The organism is Actinosynnema mirum DSM 43827 (assembly GCF_000023245.1).
Taxonomy (GTDB): Bacteria; Actinomycetota; Actinomycetes; order Mycobacteriales; family Pseudonocardiaceae; genus Actinosynnema; species Actinosynnema mirum.
Genome location: NC_013093.1, coordinates 540,681 through 557,612 on the forward strand (window position 1 = coordinate 540,681; position 16,932 = coordinate 557,612).

The 16,932-nt window shown below is 73.6% G+C and carries 18 protein-coding genes; 11 read left to right on the plus strand and 7 right to left on the minus strand.

Annotated features, from left to right (window positions below; all coding sequences use genetic code 11):
• The first annotated feature begins 70 nt into the window (after positions 1 to 70).
• A complete protein-coding gene (locus tag AMIR_RS02520; protein WP_012783130.1) occupies positions 71 to 1,672 on the plus strand; it encodes a polysaccharide lyase family 8 super-sandwich domain-containing protein in 1,602 nt (533 codons plus the stop codon).
• Positions 1,673 to 1,915: 243 nt separating this feature from the next.
• On the opposite strand, the gene pdxH is transcribed toward AMIR_RS02520, so the two are convergent.
• Both pdxH and AMIR_RS02530 read right to left on the minus strand, forming a co-directional pair.
• The gene (gene pdxH, locus AMIR_RS02525; protein WP_012783131.1) at positions 1,916 to 2,575 is read right to left on the minus strand and encodes a pyridoxamine 5'-phosphate oxidase; all 660 of its coding nucleotides are present in this window, start codon (positions 2,573 to 2,575) and stop codon (positions 1,916 to 1,918) included.
• A gap of 56 nt (positions 2,576 to 2,631) precedes the next feature.
• Positions 2,632 to 3,477, minus strand: a complete 846-nt coding sequence (locus AMIR_RS02530; RefSeq protein ID WP_012783132.1) for an urease accessory protein UreD — start codon at positions 3,475 to 3,477, stop codon at positions 2,632 to 2,634.
• A 77-nt stretch (positions 3,478 to 3,554) separates the two neighbouring features.
• Between AMIR_RS02530 and AMIR_RS02535 the strand changes: the two genes are divergently transcribed.
• Positions 3,555 to 4,091 (plus strand): DUF4232 domain-containing protein, encoded by a 537-nt coding sequence (locus tag AMIR_RS02535; protein ID WP_012783133.1) that lies wholly within the window; start codon positions 3,555 to 3,557, stop codon positions 4,089 to 4,091.
• Here the strand turns inward: AMIR_RS02535 and ureG are convergent.
• The 5 genes from ureG to AMIR_RS02560 form a co-directional block, all read right to left on the minus strand.
• Positions 4,061 to 4,774, minus strand: coding sequence for an urease accessory protein UreG (gene ureG, locus AMIR_RS02540; protein WP_012783134.1), 714 nt, complete (start codon positions 4,772 to 4,774; stop codon positions 4,061 to 4,063). The genes AMIR_RS02535 and ureG overlap by 31 nt on opposite strands.
• Entirely contained in the window at positions 4,764 to 5,426 is a 663-nt protein-coding gene (locus AMIR_RS02545; protein ID WP_012783135.1) for an urease accessory protein UreF, read from the minus strand. The genes ureG and AMIR_RS02545 overlap by 11 nt, the downstream gene beginning before the upstream one ends.
• Positions 5,427 to 5,534: 108 nt before the next feature.
• Positions 5,535 to 7,232 carry an urease subunit alpha gene (locus AMIR_RS02550; protein WP_012783136.1) on the minus strand — a complete coding sequence of 566 codons (1,698 nt, stop codon included), beginning with the start codon at positions 7,230 to 7,232 and terminating at the stop codon, positions 5,535 to 5,537.
• Positions 7,229 to 7,540, minus strand: coding sequence for an urease subunit beta (locus tag AMIR_RS02555; RefSeq protein ID WP_012783137.1), 312 nt, complete (start codon positions 7,538 to 7,540; stop codon positions 7,229 to 7,231). Before AMIR_RS02555 ends, AMIR_RS02550 begins: the two co-directional genes overlap by 4 nt.
• Before the next feature lie 58 nt (positions 7,541 to 7,598).
• Positions 7,599 to 7,901: an urease subunit gamma gene (locus AMIR_RS02560; protein WP_012783138.1), complete on the minus strand. Its 303-nt coding sequence runs from the start codon at positions 7,899 to 7,901 to the stop codon at positions 7,599 to 7,601.
• 232 nt (positions 7,902 to 8,133) lie between these two features.
• Here AMIR_RS02560 and AMIR_RS02565 point away from each other — a divergent pair, with 232 nt between their 5' ends.
• The 9 genes from AMIR_RS02565 (at position 8,134) to AMIR_RS39910 (ending at position 16,763) form a co-directional block, all read left to right on the plus strand.
• On the plus strand, positions 8,134 to 9,249 hold the full coding sequence (locus AMIR_RS02565; RefSeq protein ID WP_012783139.1) for a citrate synthase 2: 1,116 nt from the start codon (positions 8,134 to 8,136) through the stop codon (positions 9,247 to 9,249).
• A gap of 152 nt (positions 9,250 to 9,401) precedes the next feature.
• Positions 9,402 to 10,232, plus strand: a complete 831-nt coding sequence (locus AMIR_RS02570) for an ABC transporter ATP-binding protein (RefSeq protein WP_012783140.1) — start codon at positions 9,402 to 9,404, stop codon at positions 10,230 to 10,232.
• Entirely contained in the window at positions 10,229 to 11,029 is an 801-nt protein-coding gene (locus AMIR_RS02575; protein ID WP_012783141.1) for an ABC transporter permease, read from the plus strand. The genes AMIR_RS02570 and AMIR_RS02575 overlap by 4 nt, the downstream gene beginning before the upstream one ends.
• Positions 11,002 to 12,021, plus strand: coding sequence for a sensor histidine kinase (locus AMIR_RS42565; RefSeq protein WP_012783142.1), 1,020 nt, complete (start codon positions 11,002 to 11,004; stop codon positions 12,019 to 12,021). Before AMIR_RS02575 ends, AMIR_RS42565 begins: the two co-directional genes overlap by 28 nt.
• 94 nt (positions 12,022 to 12,115) lie before the next feature.
• Positions 12,116 to 12,715, plus strand: a complete 600-nt coding sequence (locus tag AMIR_RS02585; RefSeq protein ID WP_041837299.1) for a response regulator transcription factor — start codon at positions 12,116 to 12,118, stop codon at positions 12,713 to 12,715.
• 251 nt (positions 12,716 to 12,966) lie between these two features.
• The gene (gene serC, locus AMIR_RS02590; RefSeq protein ID WP_012783144.1) at positions 12,967 to 14,100 is read left to right on the plus strand and encodes a phosphoserine transaminase; all 1,134 of its coding nucleotides are present in this window, start codon (positions 12,967 to 12,969) and stop codon (positions 14,098 to 14,100) included.
• Between the two features lie 219 nt (positions 14,101 to 14,319).
• On the plus strand, positions 14,320 to 15,135 hold the full coding sequence (sepH, locus tag AMIR_RS02595; protein ID WP_012783145.1) for a septation protein SepH: 816 nt from the start codon (positions 14,320 to 14,322) through the stop codon (positions 15,133 to 15,135).
• A gap of 580 nt (positions 15,136 to 15,715) precedes the next feature.
• Entirely contained in the window at positions 15,716 to 16,090 is a 375-nt protein-coding gene (locus AMIR_RS02600) for a hypothetical protein (RefSeq protein WP_012783146.1), read from the plus strand.
• Complete coding sequence (locus tag AMIR_RS39910; protein WP_012783147.1) at positions 16,083 to 16,763, plus strand: hypothetical protein; 681 nt, start codon at positions 16,083 to 16,085, stop codon at positions 16,761 to 16,763. Before AMIR_RS02600 ends, AMIR_RS39910 begins: the two co-directional genes overlap by 8 nt.
• Positions 16,764 to 16,932 lie beyond the last annotated feature (169 nt).

A 16,932-nucleotide genomic window follows, 5' to 3' on the forward strand; every position in this document is an offset into this window, starting at 1 on the left:
GTGGTTAGCGTACGACAACTAACGCGACATTCACCCGTACGTCACGGCGCTCACCACCAGACTGGGGCGCATGAGCGACCTCGACGTCGTCCGGGCCCGCCTGCGCCCGCCGCACCAACCCGGACCCGGCCTCCCCCCGCTGCCCGACGGCACCTGGGCCGACATCGACTACGCCGACCACGACGCCGCCGACTTCCCGCCGCTGGAGCACCTCCGCCGCGCCCTGTCGTTACCCGACGGCCAACGCCTCAAAGCGCTCGAGGCGTGGCGCAGGCTGGCCCCCCGCAGCGACAACTGGTGGTACAACGAGATCGGCGCGCCCCGGCTCGTCGGCGACGCCCTCCTCGGCGCCGACCTCGACCGCGCCCAGCGCGCCACCTGGGGCACCTGGCTCGCCGAGCAAGCCGGTCCGGTGCCGATGACCGGGCAGAACCTGGTGTGGGCGCAGGGGATCGAGCTGCGCCGGGGCCTCGTCGAGGACGACCCGGAGCTGGTCCGCCGCGCGGTCGCCCGCATGTCCGAGGTGCTGCGCACCGGCGACGGCGAGGGCATCCAGGAGGACCTGAGCTTCCACCAGCACGGCCCCCAGCTGTACTCCGGCGGCTACGGCGCCTCGCTGGTCGCCGACCTCGCCCTGTGGGTGCGCGCGGTGCACGGCACGCCGTGGGCGTTCGGCGCCGCCGAGGTGCGCCTGCTCGCCGACTTCCTGGTGGACGGCCAGCAGTGGGCCGTGCACGGCGGCGGCTTCGACTTCACCACCATGGGGCGCGAGATCGCCCGCGCCGACGCCCACCACCGCACCGCCGACCTGCGCGCCGCCGTGCTGCGCCTGCTGGAGTGCGACCCGCCGCGCACCGCCGAGCTGACCGCGTTCGACGACCGCCTCGCGGGCCACGGCGCGCCGCTGGTCGGCACCCGCTGGTACCCCAGGTCCGACTACCTGGTGCACCGCAGACCCGGCTGGTCGCTGTCCGTGCGGATGTCCTCGGGCCGGACGGTGCCCACCGAGTGCCTGAACGGGGAGAACCTGCTGGGCCGCCACCTCGGCGACGGGGTCGCCGCGCTGCGCCTGGGCGACCAGGCCGAGGACGGCTACCGCTCGGTGCTGCCGGTGTGGGACTGGGCGCGGCTGCCGGGCGTCACCACCGAGCAGGGCCGGTCGCTGCGGCCCCGGCCCGACCAGCCGCGCGGCGGCGGCGAGGCGATCGGGTGGTCGGACGGGGAGAACGGCGTCGCCGCGCTGCGGCTGGCGGGCGTGGAGGGGTTCACCGAGGGCTGGAAGACGTGGTTCTGCTTCGCCGACGCGGTCGTGGCGCTGGGCGCGGGCATCACCGCGCCGGACGCGGTCGGGCCGGTGGTCACCACGATCGACCAGCGGCTCGCGGACCACGGCAGCGTCACGTACGTGCCGATGACGACCGGGCACTTCTCCGGCGTGGAGCGGCGGACCGGCAGCTGGCGGGACCTGTCCGGGGTGGAGAGCGGGCGTCCGGTGGAGGCCGACGTGTTCGTGATGGGCTTCGACCACGGTCCCCGGCCGGAGAACGCCTCGTACGCCTGCCTCATCGCGCCCGGCGACGAGCTGCCCGAGGTGGAGGTGCTGGCGAACCGGGTGGACCGGCAGGCGGTGCGGTGCGGCTCGGTGGTGCTGGAGCGCTCCATGGCCGGTTGACGGCGGCGACCGGGATTAACTGCGGGAAAGCGCCGGGGAAACCCCGCCCAGCGGAAGAGCGGAAAAGCTCGGTGGCCGGAGGGATTTCGGCGGGGAGCGGTGGGGTGTCGCCGGGAGAACCGCTGAGCGGAAGTCCGGGCGGAGAAGTCGGAGAAGTGGGAAAAGGGGGAAAAGGGGGAATCGGAAAGCGGAAATCGCGAACCCGGTGGAGCGGGGCCGGCGGCGCTGCCGGCCCCGTCGGGATCAGGGGGCCACGCGCTCGGTCTCCCAGCCGTCCCGGCCGAGGCGGAAGCGCAGGCGGTCGTGCATCCGGTCCTGGCGGCCCTGCCAGAACTCGACCTCCTCGGGCCGGATGCGCCAGCCGCCCCAGTGCGGCGGCACCGGGACCCGCTCGGTGTCGGTGAACTGGCGCTCGATCTTGTTGAGCGCGGACTCCAGGGTGGGCCGACCGGTCACCACCCGTGACTGCGGCGAGGCCCAGGCGCCCAGCTGGGAGCCCCTCGGGCGGCTCTCCCAGTACTCGGTGGTCTCCGCGTGGCTGACCTTCTCCACGGTGCCCCGCACGTGCGCCTGCCGCTGCAGGCCGTACCAGGGGAACGTGGTGGAGGCGTACCTGGTGGCCATCAGGTCGTGCGACTTGGCCGAGGTGTAGTTGGTGAAGAACACCAGGCCGCGCTCGTCCAGGCCCTTCGCCAGCACGGTCCGCGACGACGGCCGCCCGCTCGGGTCGGCGGTGGCCAGCACCATCGCGTTGGGCTCCAGCAGGCCCGCGTTGGTCGCCTCGTCCAGCCACAGCTGCAGCTGCTCGTGCCAGGTGGCGGCCAGGTCGCCCTCGCCCAGCGCGCTCCGCTCGTAGGACACTCGCATAGCCGGCAGCGTGATGCTGGTCGTGGCTTCCGACATCTCGACCTCCCAATGAGCGAATGCTCTCAGCTCGGGTGATCCCGCGACCGTACGACTTATCGGTCCTGCGCGGAACCGCCCGGACGGTGAGAACGGACACGGAGCGTGTGACCGTCTGCACGGAATCGTGCACGAGATCGAGTCAGCAGCTCACTCGAACCGGGATGGCTGCCACACGCTCCGGTGAGAGCGCGTTCGACCTCGATCACGGTGTCCCCCAACGCGGTCGCCAGGCTCCCGCCGCGCGCCAGCGGGACCAGCGACCACCAGTCGCCCGACACCGGCCCCGCCGGGTCCTCGCCCCAGCACAGCACCTCCGCGCCGATCACCCGTCTGCCCGCGAGCCCGGCGGGGCTGGTGTCCACTGTGTCCGGTCCGCCCCGCTCGTCCCCGATCGTGAGGGACTGCCGCAGCAGCGGTCCGCCGCGCCGCACCGACGTGGTCGTGGTGAGCCTGCCCGGCCGCTCGCCCAGCCGCCCCAGCACGAGCACCTCCCGCGCCCGCAGCCGCGCGCCCTCGGCCAGCTCCGCCTCCAGCACCGCCTCGTGGTCGGCCCGCGCGGTCACCACCGTCGGCTCCGGCAGGTGCTCGACGCTGCCGCCCTCCGCCACCTCCAGCAGCACCCGCGACCGGCTGCCGCCCGGCCGGTGACCCGGAAGCGCCACCGTCGCGGCGACCCCGCGCAGCACGAGCGCCGCGCCCGGTCCCACGGTTATCCGCAATTCGAGCTCGTCACCCCCGAGCGGCGCGGTGATCGAACTGACCAGATGCACCAGCGCGTGCGCGTCCGAACGCGCGCCGCGTGCCGGGACCAGCGTCAACGGCGTCGCAGACCGCATTTCGCGGATCACCGTGCGGCCATTCGGGTTTCTTTCCGCGACCAGCCGTGCAAATGCCTTCACGAGGGCAACCTCGACCCCTTATATGACGTCCCTATTACCGGTCTGAAAGCTGCCCACGAATTTCGGGGGAGAACGTCATGAGTAGAACCACCACCGCGCTCGTCGCCACGGCCGCGATCCTGGCGGCAGGGGGCGCGGCAGGCGCCTCGGCCTCGGCGGGCGCCTCCCCGGAGCCGGTCGCGGCGGCGGCCTCGGTCCCCACCTGCCGCTCCGCCGGGCTCGACATCGCCTTCGGCGAGGTGCAGGGGACGGCGGGCACCACCTACCGCGAGATCGCCCTGGTCAACCGAGGGCTGCGCCCGTGCGCGCTGCGCGGGTTCCCCGGCGTGTCCTACGTGGACCAGCAGGGCGACCAGGTCGGCCCGGCCGCCGAGCGGGTCGGCGGCCCCGGCGAGGTGCTCGTGCTGCCGCGCGGTGGCACGGCCACGGCGGACGTCGGCTTCGTCCGGGTCGGCAACTTCGACCCGGAGGTCTGCCACCCCGTTCCGGTGTGGGGCGTGCGGGTGTTCCCGCCCGACGGGACCGAGCCGCTCTACCTGCCGCTCGACGGCGAGCACGGGTGCGCCGACGCCCGCGTCGGCTCTCACCTCACCGTGGCCAGCGTGCGCAGCTGACCCAGCACCCACTCCGCCACCGCGGGGGCGTCCGGAGTCTCGACCAGCGATTGGGCGATCACCGGCAGCTCCCCGCGCATCCGGTGGGCGTCGGCCGTCATGACACCGAGGTCGGCGCCCACGAGCGGGGCCAGGTCGGTCTTGTTGATCACCAGCAGGTCCGCGGTGGTCACCCCCGGCCCGCCCTTGCGCGGCACCTTGTCGCCGCCCGCCACGTCCACCACGAACACCTGCGCGTCGGCCAGACCCCGGCTGAACACCGCCGTCAGGTTGTCCCCGCCGCTCTCGATGATCACCAGCTCCAGTCCGGGGAACCGCTGCTCCAGCTCCTCCACCGCGTCCAGGTTCGCGGTGATGTCGTCGCGGATCGCGGTGTGCGGGCACGCCCCGGTCTGCACCGCCTCGATCCGCTCGGTCGGCAGCACGCCCGCCCTGCGCAGGAAGTCGGCGTCCTCGGTGGTGTAGATGTCGTTGGTCACCACGGCCAGGTCGACCCGCCCGCCGAGCGCGCGGCACAGCGCGGCGGTCAGCGCGGTCTTGCCGCTGCCCACCGGGCCGCCGATGCCGATGCGCACCGCCCTGCGGGCGTCGGGCGCCGGGACGTGCGGGTCGTGCCCCGCGTCGGTCGGGTCGAAGTTCACCGGGTGGGCGTGGCCGTGGCCGTGCCCGTGGTCAGCTGACAAAGAGACGCACCTCTTCCTGGTGGTGGCGGTCGTGCGCCTCGGCCATGAGGTCGAGGCCGGTCGAGCCGGGCGCCGGCAGCCCGGCGGGCGGGTCGGCGGCGCGGGCCACGGCGTCCGCCACCACCGCGCCGAGGTCGTCCGCCAGGCCCGCGAGCACGGCGTTGACGCCGAACGGGTCCAGGCCGAGCAGCCGGATCGCGGCCGTCGCCGGGCCGGACGCCGACTGGTAGGCGATGACCCGCGCCGCGTCGCCGGGGTCGCCCACCAGCAGCCCGGTGAGCACCGGGTGGTGCGGGCGCGGTTCGGCGCGCAGCAGCTCCTCCAGCCGCTCCGACGGCCACGCCCGCCGCGCCGCGCGGGCGATCCCCCTCCCCTGCGCGCGGGAGGCCCTGCGCTGCGCGGGTGACGGCGTGCGGGCGTCCAGCTCGACGTCCAGCTCCAGCAGGGCCGCCAGGTCGGGTGCGCGGGCCGCGGCGGCGGCGAACACCGCGGCGAGCGCGCCCGCCGTGCGCAGCCTGCCCAGCAGGAACCCGCGCAGCGTCGCCTCGTCGGTCACCAGCCGCCGCGACACCGCCTCCTCCAGCCCGCCGGAGTGCGCGTGCCCGCCTCCGGGGAAGCGCGAGTCCACCAGCAGCAGCGCGGCCAGCTCCACCCGCCCGCTCCTCTCCTGCGCCGAAGGGACCTGCCCCGACTGGGCCCGGACGCCCAACCCGTTGCGCCACGGGTCCTCTGCGGGCAACCGTGGAACCGGGCCGGGTGGTCAGAACAGGAAGTACCGCTGCGCCATCGGCAACCGCTCCACCGGTTCCGGCTCGACCAGCTCGCCGTCGACGGTCACCGCGAAGCTGTCCGGGTCCACCCGCACGTGCGGCAGCGCGTCGTTCAGCACCATGTCCGCCTTGCCCACCGCCCGCGTGCCGCGCACCGGAACCAGCGGCCGGGACAGCCGCAGCAGGTCCGCCAGGTCCGCGTCCACCGCCTGCTGCGACACGAAGTGCACGCTGCCGCGCGCCGCCGCGTGCGCGCCGAACATCGGCCGCGCCAGCACCGGCTGCGGCGTCGGGATCGAGGCGTTCGCGTCCCCCATCGCCGCCCACGCGATGAACCCGCCCTTGAGCACCACCGACGGCCGCACCCCGAAGAACTTCGGCTCCCACAGCACCAGGTCCGCGAGCTTGCCCGCCTCCACCGACCCGACCTCGTGGTCGATGCCGTGCGCGATCGCCGGGTTGATCGTGTACTTGGCGACGTACCGCCGCGCCCGCAGGTTCTCCGCCAGCTCCCCGCGACGGCCGTGCATCACGTGCGCGGTCTGCCAGGTCCGCGTGATCACCTCGCCGACCCGGCCCATCGCCTGCGAGTCCGAGCTGATCATCGAGATCGCGCCCAGGTCGTGCAGCACGTCCTCGGCGGCGATCGTGGTCGGCCGGATGCGGCTCTCCGCGAACGCCAGGTCCTCGGGCACCGACGGGTTCAGGTGGTGGCAGACCATGAGCATGTCGAGGTGCTCTTCGAGGGTGTTCACGGTGTGCGGCCGGGTCGGGTTCGTCGACGACGGCAGCACGTTCGGCTCGGACACCACCTGGATGATGTCCGGCGCGTGCCCGCCGCCCGCGCCCTCCGAGTGGTAGGCGTTGATCGACCGGCCCGCGATGGCGTCCAGCGTGGACTCCAGGAAACCGGCCTCGTTCAACGTGTCCGTGTGGATCGCCACCTGCACCCCGGACTCGTCGGCGATCCGCAGCGCGGTGTCGATCGCGACCGGCGTGGTGCCCCAGTCCTCGTGCAGCTTGAACCCGCCCGCGCCGCCGAGCAGCTGCTCGCGCAGCGCGTCCTCGCGGGCGGTGTTCCCCTTGCCCAGCAGCAGGACGTTCACCGGCATGTGGTCCATCGCGGCCAGCATCCGGCCGAGGTTCCACGCGCCGGGCGTGACCGTGGTGGCCTTGGTGCCCTCGGCCGGTCCCGTGCCGCCGCCGATCAGCGTGGTCAGGCCGGACGCCAGCGCGGTGTCCACGATCTGCGGGCAGATGAAGTGCACGTGGCAGTCGACCCCGCCCGCCGTGAGGATCTTCCCGTTGCCGGACAGCACCTCCGTGGACGGGCCGATCACCAGGTCCGGGTGCACCCCGTCCATCACGTCCGGGTTGCCCGCCTTGCCGATCGCGGTGATCCGGCCGTCCCGCACGCCCACGTCGGCCTTCACCACGCCCCAGTGGTCCAGCACCACCGCACCGGTGATCACCAGGTCCGGCGCGCCCTCCGCGCGGGTCGCCATCCCCTGGCCCATGGACTCGCGGATCACCTTGCCGCCGCCGAAGATCACCTCGTCGCCGGAGCCCGCGCCCCGGCACAGGTCGTCGGTCACCGTGATCAGCAGGTCGGTGTCGGCCAGCCGCACCCGGTCGCCGGTGGTGGGGCCGAGCAGCTCCGCGTACCGCTCGCGGTCGACGCGGGTCACCGGTCCAGCTCCCCGGCGTGCTCGGGGCGCAGGCCCGGCACGACCCGGCGGCCCGCCAGCGGCACCAGCACCACCTCGCGCTCCACGCCCGGCTCGAACCGCACCGCCGTGCCCGCCGGGACGTCCAGCCGCTTGCCCCAGGCCGCGTCGCGGTCGAACAGCAGGCCGGGGTTCACCGCCGCGAAGTGGTAGTGCGACCCCACCTGCACCGGCCGGTCGCCCCCGTTGACCACCACCAGGGTCGTCCTCGGGCGGCCGGGGTTCAGCTCGACCGGCTCCTCGCCGGGGATGATCTCGCCTGGTCGCACGGGCGCGCTCCTCGCTGGTGTGGGCTGAGGGGGCGCGGACCTCGGCCCGCGCCGCGGGTCAGCTGATCGGGTCGTGCACGGTCACCAGCTTGGTGCCGTCCGGGAAGGTCGCCTCCACCTGCACCGAGTCGATCATCTCGGGCACCCCGTCCATGACCTGCTCCCTGGTCAGCACGTGCCGCCCGCTCGCCATCAGCTCGCCGACCGTCCGCCCGTCGCGGGCGCCCTCCAGCACGTGCGAGGTGATCAGCGCGACCGACTCGGGGTGGTTCAGCGCGACCCCGCGCTCCAGCCTCCGGCGCGCGACGTCGGCCGCCACGTGGACCAGGAGCTTGTCCCGCTCGTGCGGCGTCAGGTGCATCACCGAGGTCTACCACGGGTCGCGGCGCGGTAGCAGTGGGTGAGCGGGTGGAAACCAGGGCTTAACGATCTCCGCGCGCTCGGGCCGCTTCGGGATCGCTTCGGGGGCGCGCCGTCCGCCCGGCCGGAGGGTGACGGACGACACCTCCGGCTGTGATTGCCAGTAGGGGTGAGCGGCGGCAGGGTTCGGACAACCTCTTGGGCAGCTCTTCACGGCGTTAGGAGCGCACAGCGTGGTGCAGCAGGCGGAGCAGGACGGGTTCAAGCCAGGACTGGAGGGCGTCGTCGCCTTCCGCACCGAGATCGCCGAGCCGGACCGCGACGGCGGCGCCCTGCGGTACCGGGGCGTCGACATCGAGGAGCTGGCCGGTCGGGTCACCTTCGGCGACGTGTGGGCGCTGCTGGTCGACGGCGCCTTCGGGGCGGGCCTGGTGCCCGCCGAGCCGTTCCCCATCCCGGTGCACACCGGGGACGTGCGGGTGGACGTGCAGGCGGCGCTGGCCATGGTCGCCCCGATCTGGGGGTTCCAGCCGCTGCTGGACATCCCCGAGCGGGAGGCGCGCGACCAGCTCGCGCGGGCCTCCGTGATGGCGCTGTCGTACGTGGCGCAGTCCGCGCGCGGCACCGGCAGGCCCGCCGTGCCGCAGCACCGGGTCGACCAGTGCGCGACCATCACCGACCGGTTCCTCACCCGCTGGCGCGGCGAGCCGGACCCGGCGCACGTCAGGGCCCTGGACGCCTACTGGGTGTCGGCCGCCGAGCACGGCCTGAACGCCTCCACGTTCACCGCCAGGGTGATCGCCTCCACCGGCGCGGACGTGGCCGCCGCGATGTCCGGCGCGATCGGCGCGATGTCCGGCCCGCTGCACGGCGGCGCGCCCGCGCGGGTGCTGCCGATGATCGAGGCGGTGGAGCGCAAGGGCGACGCGCGCGGCTACGTGCGCGGCGTGCTCGACCGGGGCGAGCGGCTGATGGGCTTCGGGCACCGGGTCTACCGGGCCGAGGACCCGAGGGCCCGCGTGCTGCGCCGCACCTGCAAGGAGCTGGACGCGCCCCGGTACGAGGCGGCGGCGGCGCTGGAGCAGGCCGCGCTGGCGGAGCTGCGCGAGCGCAGGCCGGACCGGGCGATCGAGACGAACGTGGAGTTCTGGGCCGCGGTGGTCCTGGACTTCGCCGAGGTGCCGCCCGCGATCATGCCCGCGATGTTCACCTGCGCCAGGACCGCCGGGTGGTCGGCGCACATCCTGGAGCAGAAGCGCACCGGCAGGCTGGTGCGCCCGTCGGCGGCGTACATCGGTCCGGAGGCGCGCTCGGTCGAGTCGGTCGAGGGCTGGGACGAGATCGCGTGACGCGCGGGGCCGGGTCGGGCGACCCACTGGTTCGCCTGACCCGGTGACCCCCGAACGGGCGATCTTCGGCCCGTGTCCACCGTCCGGTGGACAACCGCTGTCCACCGGACGCACGTTCCGCCGCCCCCGCCCGCTGCGACAGCATTCCCGGCATGACAGCAGCGATCAGCGCGCGCGGCCTGCGCAAGTCCTACGGGGACTTCGAGGCCGTGCGGGGCGTCGACCTCGAAGTCGCCGAGGGCGAGGTGTTCGCCCTCCTCGGCCCCAACGGCGCGGGCAAGAGCACCACCGTCGAGATCCTGGAGGGCCTGCGCCCCCGCACCGGCGGCGAGGTGTCCGTCCTCGGCGCCGACCCGGCCACCGCGCCCCGCTCGTGGCGCGCGGGCATCGGCGTCGTCCAGCAGGCCGCCACCGACCTGGCCGACATCACCGTCGCCGAGGCCGTCCACCACCACGCCCGCTACTACCCGGACCCGCGCGACCCGGACGAGGTCGTCGCCCTCGTCGGCCTCGCCGACAAGGCCCGCACCCGCGCGGGCAGGCTGTCCGGGGGGCAGCGCCGCAGGCTCGACGTCGCCCTCGGCATCATCGGCCGCCCCCGCGTGCTGTTCCTGGACGAGCCCACCACCGGCTTCGACCCCGAGGCCCGCAGGCAGTTCTGGGGCCTGGTCCGCGACCTCGCCCGCGAGGGGGCCACGATCCTGCTCACCACCCACTACCTGGACGAGGTGGAGGCGCTCGCCGACCGCCTCGCCGTCATCGCGGGCGGCAGGCTCGTCGCCGAGGGCACCCCCACCACCGTCGGCGGGAGGGACCGGGCGAAGGCCCTGGTCACCTGGGTCGACCCGGACGGTGTCCAGCGCAGCCGCGCCACCACCGACCCGGTCGCGCTCGTCGTCGAGCTGAACGCCCTCGGCCCGGTCGCCGACCTGACCGTCACCCGCCCCACCCTCGAAGACGTCTACCTGGAGCTGATCGCGTGAGGACCGCAGCGCTCGGACTCGCGCGGGGCGGCCTGGAGCTGCGCCAGTTCTTCCGCAACACCGCCGGGTTCCTCTTCACCTTCGCCCTGCCGGTGTTCCTGCTCCTGCTGCTCGGCTCGATCTTCTCCGGGATGACGCCGTCCGGCGCGGACTTCACCCAGGAGCAGGAGTTCACCGCCGGGATGCTCGGCGCGGGCATCATCTCCACCACGTTCATCACCCTCGGCGCCGGCATCGCCCAGGACCGCGAGAACGGCACCCTCAAGCGCCTGCACGGCACCCCGCTGCCGCTCGCCTCCTACTTCATCGGCAAGATCGTCATGGTCCTGGTGCTCAGCCTCGCCGAGGCGGTGCTGGTGCTGATCACGGGCGTGCTCGTGTTCGACGTGGACCTGCCGACCGACCCGGCCCGCTGGTTCACGTTCGCCTGGGTGTTCGCGCTCGGCACCGTCTCCTGCGCGCTGCTGGGCATCGCCGTCAGCTCCGTCGCGGGCTCGGCGCGCTCCGCCCCGACCGTGCTGAACCTGCCCTACGTGGGACTCCAGTTCGTGTCGGGTGTTTTCATCAGCATCGCGGTCCTGCCGCAGTGGATGGTCGTGCTCGGCTCGCTGTTCCCGCTCAAGTGGGTCGCGCAGGGGTTCCGCTCGGTGCTGCTGCCCGAGGGGGCTGCGGTCGTGGAGGTGGCTGGGGCGTGGGAGCACGGGAGGATCGCGCTGGTGCTGGCGGGCTGGTGCGTCGCGGGCTTGGTGCTGTGCGCGGCCTCGTTCCGGTGGACGAACGGGCGAAGTGGGGGCTGATCACCGGGGCCGGGCTGCTCGTCGCGGCCTGCGGCGCGCTCCTCCCGGACGTCACCGCGGAGCGGCACTGGGCGGCGGTCGCGGTGATCGCGGTGATCGCCGCGTGGGTGCTGCTCCAACCACGACAGCTCTACCTGATCGGGCTGCACGCGCTCACGGTGACGGCGATGTGGCTGTCACCGGGGGCGACGTTCCTGCTGTTCGCGGTGCTGCCCGAGGTGTACCGGCGGATCCCGCTGCGCCCCGCCTTCTGGGTGATGCTCGCGTTCGTCGTGCCGCCGTGGCTGCTCTCGTGGGCCAGGACCGGCGACCCGACGTCGATGCTGCTGGTGCTGCTCCCGACCGCGCTGTTCTCCCAGCTGTTCGGCTGGGTGATCCGCACGCTGGCCGAGCAGAACCTCGTCATCGCCGAGCTCTCGCACGAGGCGGGCGTCGCCGCCGAGCGGGAACGGCTGTCGGCGGAGATCCACGACACCCTGGCGCAGGGCTTCACCAGCATCGTGACCCTGGTCCAGGCGGCCCGCGCCGACCCGGTCCGCGCCGACGACCACCTGGACCTGGCGCTGCGCACCGCGCGGGAGAACCTGGCCGAGTCGCGGGCGCTGGTGGCGGCGCTCGCGCCCGCCGCGCTGGAGGGCTCGCTGGCCGACGCGCTGCGCAGGCAGGTGGAGCGGGTGGCGGACTTCGGCGTCCGGGCCGAGTTCGCCGAGCGCGGTGCGGGGGAGGTGCCGCGCGCGGTCGAGGTGGTGCTGCTGCGCGCCGCGCAGGAGGCGCTGACCAACGCCCGCAGGCACGCCGCCCGCGTGCGCGTGGAGCTGGACGTGCTGCCGGACTCGGTGCGGTTGACCGTGCGCGACGACGGTCCGGGCTACCGGGGCGCGCCGGAGGGCTTCGGCCTGCGCGGGATGCGGGCCAGGCTGGAGCAGGTCGGCGGAACGCTGACCCGCTCGGACGACGACGGCGCGGTGCTCGTCGCCGAGGCGCCCAGGTGAGCGCCGCCGCGATCGCGCGTGCCGGTGTGGTGCGGTGTTCGGCGGAACTGCCGGGGAGGCGCGGATGGACGGCTCGGAAGCTGTGGGCGGCCCGGTGATCCGGGTGCTGCTGGTCGACGACCACCCGGTGGTGCGGCAGGGCGTGCGCGGGATGCTCGCCCCCGCCACCGACCTGGAGGTGGTCGGCGAGGCCGCGTCCGGCGACGAGGCTGTGCGCCTGGTCCGCGCCGACCCGCCGGACGTCGTCCTCATGGACCTGCGGATGCCCGGCGGCGACGGCGTCGAGGCCACCGCCCGCATCGGCGCGCTGTCCAGGGTGGTCGTGCTGACCACCTACGAGACCGACGCGGACATCCTGCGCGCCGTGGAGGCGGGCGCGGTCGGCTACCTGCTCAAGGACGCGTCCCCCGAGGACCTGGTGGCCGCCGTCCGCGCCGCCGCGCGCGGCGAGACCGTGCTGGCCCCGTCGGTGGCGGGCAGGCTGGTCCGCCGCACCCCGGCGCTGTCCCCGCGCGAGGTCGAGGTGCTGCGGCTGGTGGGGCGCGGCCTGTCCAACGCGGAGATCGGCAGGCAGCTGTTCATCGGCGAGGCGACCGTGAAGACGCACCTGCTCCGGGTGTTCTCGAAGCTCGACGTCTCCGACCGCACCGCCGCCGTCACCACCGCCATGCGCCTGGGCCTGCTCGGCCACTGAGACCCGCCCGCGCGCCCCTCCCCACCCCCGCGCCGTGTTCCGGAAATCGGGAGGTGTGCCTGGCGCGCTCACGGGGAAACCCTTCCACGAGTCGCCGCAAGCCCGACGATCGTCCACTCTGGCCGGTGTCCTATACCACCTCGCCGGGCGTGACCGGGGACACCCTCTGGTGATCTGCGAGGAACCTTGCTGCAACACTGGGGCCCCGGCAACGTGGCCGGTCAGGTTCTCTACCCCCCGGAGGCGTCGAGATGACCCAGACCGCCGACCCGACCTCACTGGTCCTGCCCGCCGACCTGAAGCCGTCCGACGGCAGGTTCGGCTGCGGCCCGTCCAAGGTCCGGCCCGAGGCGCTGCGCGCCCTTGCCGCCGAGGGCGCGGACCTGATGGGGACCTCCCACCGGCAGAAGCCGGTGAAGTCCCTCGTGGGCGAGGTCCGCTCCGGTCTGCGCGCGCTGTTCTCCCTCCCCGAGGGCTACGAGGTCGTCCTGGGCAACGGCGGCACCACCGCCTTCTGGGACGCCGCCGCGTTCGGCCTGGTGCGCGAGCGCTCGCAGCACTTCACCTACGGCGAGTTCTCCTCGAAGTTCGCCAAGGTCACCAAGGACGCCCCGTTCCTGGGCGAGCCGGTCGTGGTGAAGTCCGAGCCCGGCACCGCCCCCGAGATCACCTTCGCCGAGGGCGTCGACCTGGTCGGCTGGGCGCACAACGAGACCTCCACCGGCGTGGCCGTCCCGGTGTCCCGCCCGGCGGGCTCGGACGGCGCGCTCGTCGCGATCGACGCCACCTCCGGCGCGGGCGGCCTGCCCGTCAAGGCCGAGGACTTCGACGTCTACTACTTCGCGCCGCAGAAGTGCTTCGCCTCGGACGGCGGCCTGTGGCTGTCCCTGATGTCCCCGGCCGCGCTCGACCGCGTCCGCGAGATCGGCGCCTCCGGCCGCTGGGTCCCCGAGTTCCTGTCGCTCACCACGGCGCTGGACAACTCCACCAAGGACCAGACCTACAACACCCCGTCCGTGGCGACGCTGTTCCTGCTCAACGAGCAGCTGAAGTGGCTGAACGGCAACGGCGGCCTCGACTGGGCGGTCTCCCGGACCGCCGACTCGTCGTCGCGGCTGTACTCCTGGGCCGAGCAGACCTCGTACACCTCGCCGTACGTGGCCGACCCGGCGCACCGCTCGCAGGTCGTCGGCACCGTCGACTTCGCCGACGAGGTCGACGCCTCGGTCGTGGCGAAGGTGCTGCGCGCCAACGGGATCGTGGACGTGGAGCCGTACCGCAAGCTCGGCCGCAACCAGCTGCGCGTGGCCATGTTCCCGGCCGTCGAGCCGGAGGACGTCTCCACCCTCACCGAGGCGGTCGACTGGGTGGTCGGCCAGCTCTGAGAAAACCGGCGTTTCGACGCGCAGAGTGACGGGTACCTCGCCAGGGATCTTCCCGGACCCTGGCGAGGTGAACCTTGCGGTAACACGCGTGCGTCGACCGACGACATGCGGGAAGATCGCGTGAAGACATACGGTCGGCACGGCGAGCCTCCCGCGTCAAGGCGGCGCGCCGGACTACCGTCGGTACACGGCGAGGTGAATGGCAACCGGGAGGCCATGATGCGAACGCTGCGAGTGGTCGGGCTCGACGAGGACGGCAAGTCGATCGTCCTTGAGGACCCCGAACGCGGCGAGCGCTTCGTGCTGCCCGCCGACGAGCGCCTGCGCGCAGCCGCGCGCGGCGATCTCACCAGACTCGGCCAGATCGAGGTCGAGACCGAGAGCCAGATGCGGCCCCGCGAGATCCAGGCGCGCATCCGCGCGGGCGAGTCCGTGGACCAGGTCGCCGCCATCGCGGGCATCCCCGCGCACCGGGTCGAGCGCTTCGCCTACCCGGTGCTGCTGGAGCGCTCCCGCATCGCCGACCTGGCCCAGCGCGCCCACCCGGTGCGCGAGGACGGCCCGGACGTGCAGACCCTCGGCGAGGTCGTCGCGCACTCCTTCGGCCTGCGCGGCCAGGAGTACGTGGACGTCAGCTGGGACTCCTGGCGCGGCGAGGACGGCCGCTGGGTCGTCCAACTGCACTGGACGGCAGGCCGCTCGGACAACCGCGCGCACTGGGCCTTCCACCCCGGCGCCCACGGCGGCACCGTCACAGCCCTGGACGACGCAGCCGTGGACCTGATGGACCCCAACCCGAACCGGGTGCGCAGCCTGCGCGCCGTGACCCACCTGGCCAGGGCAGCCCTGGACGTGGAAGGCAGGCCCCTGGCCGAGCCGGAAATCCTCGTCCGCGAAGAGCGCCCGGTGGTGGAAGAGCCGATCGTGGTGGACGGAGAACTGGCCGAAGACCAGCCCTCCGCCAAGCGCAAGAAGAACCACCCGATCGTCCCGTCCTGGGAGGACGTCCTGCTGGGAGTCCGCTCCAGGGGATAACACCGACGCGCAGGGGCGACCGCCCCGGCAACTCAAGCACCACCGATGGCCCGCCACCGCACCGGTCGCGGGCCATCGGCATGGAAAGGCCGCAAGCCATCCGCACCCCCAAGTCGCAGGTCGCAGGCTGACCGCCTCGCGGGCTGCGGGGCGAGCGCAGCGAGCCCACGCAGCCCCATTCCCGCGTCCCTCTTCTCCGTGTGGCCTGGCGAAGCCCGAGCACGCTCGTCAAGATGCCGCCGCACTGCCCGGAAGACCGGGGTGCCCAACGGCGTCTTGACGAGCGTGCTTGCCTGAAAGGAGGCCACACGGAGAAGAGGGACCCCGCCCACCGCAGGGGTACAACCGGACCACCGCCCCAACGGTCACCGGCCGGCAGAGCCCGTGTCCCTCTTTTTTGGAGGTCTGCCCCGCCGGCGAGGCGTGCTCTTCAGCTCTTCGCTCTTGATCTTCAACCCTTCAGCTCCTCAACCCCCACCCCCGCCCCACCCCCAACCCCCCGTTGATCAACATCGGGCCCACCCCCACCATTGATCAACATCGGGTTTGCGCCCTCACCCGTTCGGGCAACCCCGTCCCCATGCTTGGTCGAGTGGTGGTCGGCGCCGCGCTGGGCGCGGGTCTCGGTGCCGCGTGGATGTGGCTGCGCGACCGGATCGTCTCCGGTCGTGTCTGCACCCAGGAGGACTGGGGCTGCCTGGAGCTCTACCTGGTGATGATCCCGGTCGGCCTGGTGGCCGCCGTCCTCATCTCCTGGGCCGTGTTCGCGGCGGCCCACGTCGGCCGCCCGCTGGGCACGGCCGCCGTCAGCGTGGCCTTCGCAGCCGCGCTCGCCCTGCTCACCGTGTGGTTCGAGATCCCAGGCGACGTGCTGCTCACCAGCGCCGTCGGCTTCGTGCTCGCCTCACCGGTGACCGCGCGCCGCCCCGTCGTCCACACCGCGGCCCGTGGCTGAGGCGAGCCGCCTGGAGGCGGGCGCTTCCACGGACAGCTTCACGCACAGGTTCCGGTTGCGCCGCGCCACGGCCAACCCCCGAACGGAGGACACCCCGGTGAGCGAGACCATCTCGCCTCGAACCACCACGTCCACCCCACCCCCCACTCCCACCCCCACCTCCACCTCCACCCCCACCGACGAAGTCACCGCGGCCCACAGCACCCCGGTAGACACCCGCCCCCGCCCGACCATCCGGGAGCGCGGCTCCCGAGCCGGCGGCTTCGCGTTCTCCGCGCTGCTCCGCGTAGTCCTCTCCGGCGTCGTGGGCGCCGCCCTGTGCGCGGCCTGGATCGCCGCCCACCAGGCGGGCCTCCTGCACCGCGCCCTCGGCGAGGCCTCCGCGTCCCTCCCCGACTTCCTGCTCCTGCTCTTCGTCGGCCTCCCCCTGGCCCTGGTCGCCAGCGCACTCCTCGCAGGCCCGCTGCTCTGGCTCCTCGGCGTCCGCCCCGCGTGGCCGATCGTGCTCCTCGGCCCGGTGGTCCTCGCCGCAGCCCACTACTTCGACGTGCCGAACCTGCTGGCCGGAACGGGCGACCAGTGGGTAGTCCTCGCGATCCTCGCGGGCCTCAGCTACGCCCTGGCCGGCCTGCTCACCATCCCCACGATGCTCATGCGCTCCCGCAAGTCCTAACCCCAAGAGCACTCCCCCCGACCCCGGTCCCGGCGCGGAACCCCCGCCCGGAACCGGGGTCATCCCCTGTCATCCCCAGGCCCCGGAACCACATCCAGCACCCCCGCATCCCGCCCCTCCCGCGCACACCACTCCGCCGCCCCCTCCCGGCTGACCGGCCGCGCCCCGT

What these genes read in the sequence shown, in the direction of transcription:
- AMIR_RS02520 (WP_012783130.1), top strand. Translation starts at nt 71, where the DNA reads ATGAGCGACCTCGACGTCGTCCGGGCCCGCCTGCGCCCGCCGCACCAA.
- pdxH (WP_012783131.1), bottom strand. Translation starts at nt 2,575, where the DNA reads ATGTCGGAAGCCACGACCAGCATCACGCTGCCGGCTATGCGAGTGTCC.
- AMIR_RS02535 (WP_012783133.1), top strand. Translation starts at nt 3,555, where the DNA reads ATGAGTAGAACCACCACCGCGCTCGTCGCCACGGCCGCGATCCTGGCG.
- AMIR_RS02560 (WP_012783138.1), bottom strand. Translation starts at nt 7,901, where the DNA reads ATGCACCTGACGCCGCACGAGCGGGACAAGCTCCTGGTCCACGTGGCG.
- AMIR_RS02570 (WP_012783140.1), top strand. Translation starts at nt 9,402, where the DNA reads ATGACAGCAGCGATCAGCGCGCGCGGCCTGCGCAAGTCCTACGGGGAC.
- serC (WP_012783144.1), top strand. Translation starts at nt 12,967, where the DNA reads ATGACCCAGACCGCCGACCCGACCTCACTGGTCCTGCCCGCCGACCTG.
- sepH (WP_012783145.1), top strand. Translation starts at nt 14,320, where the DNA reads ATGCGAACGCTGCGAGTGGTCGGGCTCGACGAGGACGGCAAGTCGATC.
- AMIR_RS02600 (WP_012783146.1), top strand. Translation starts at nt 15,716, where the DNA reads ATGCTTGGTCGAGTGGTGGTCGGCGCCGCGCTGGGCGCGGGTCTCGGT.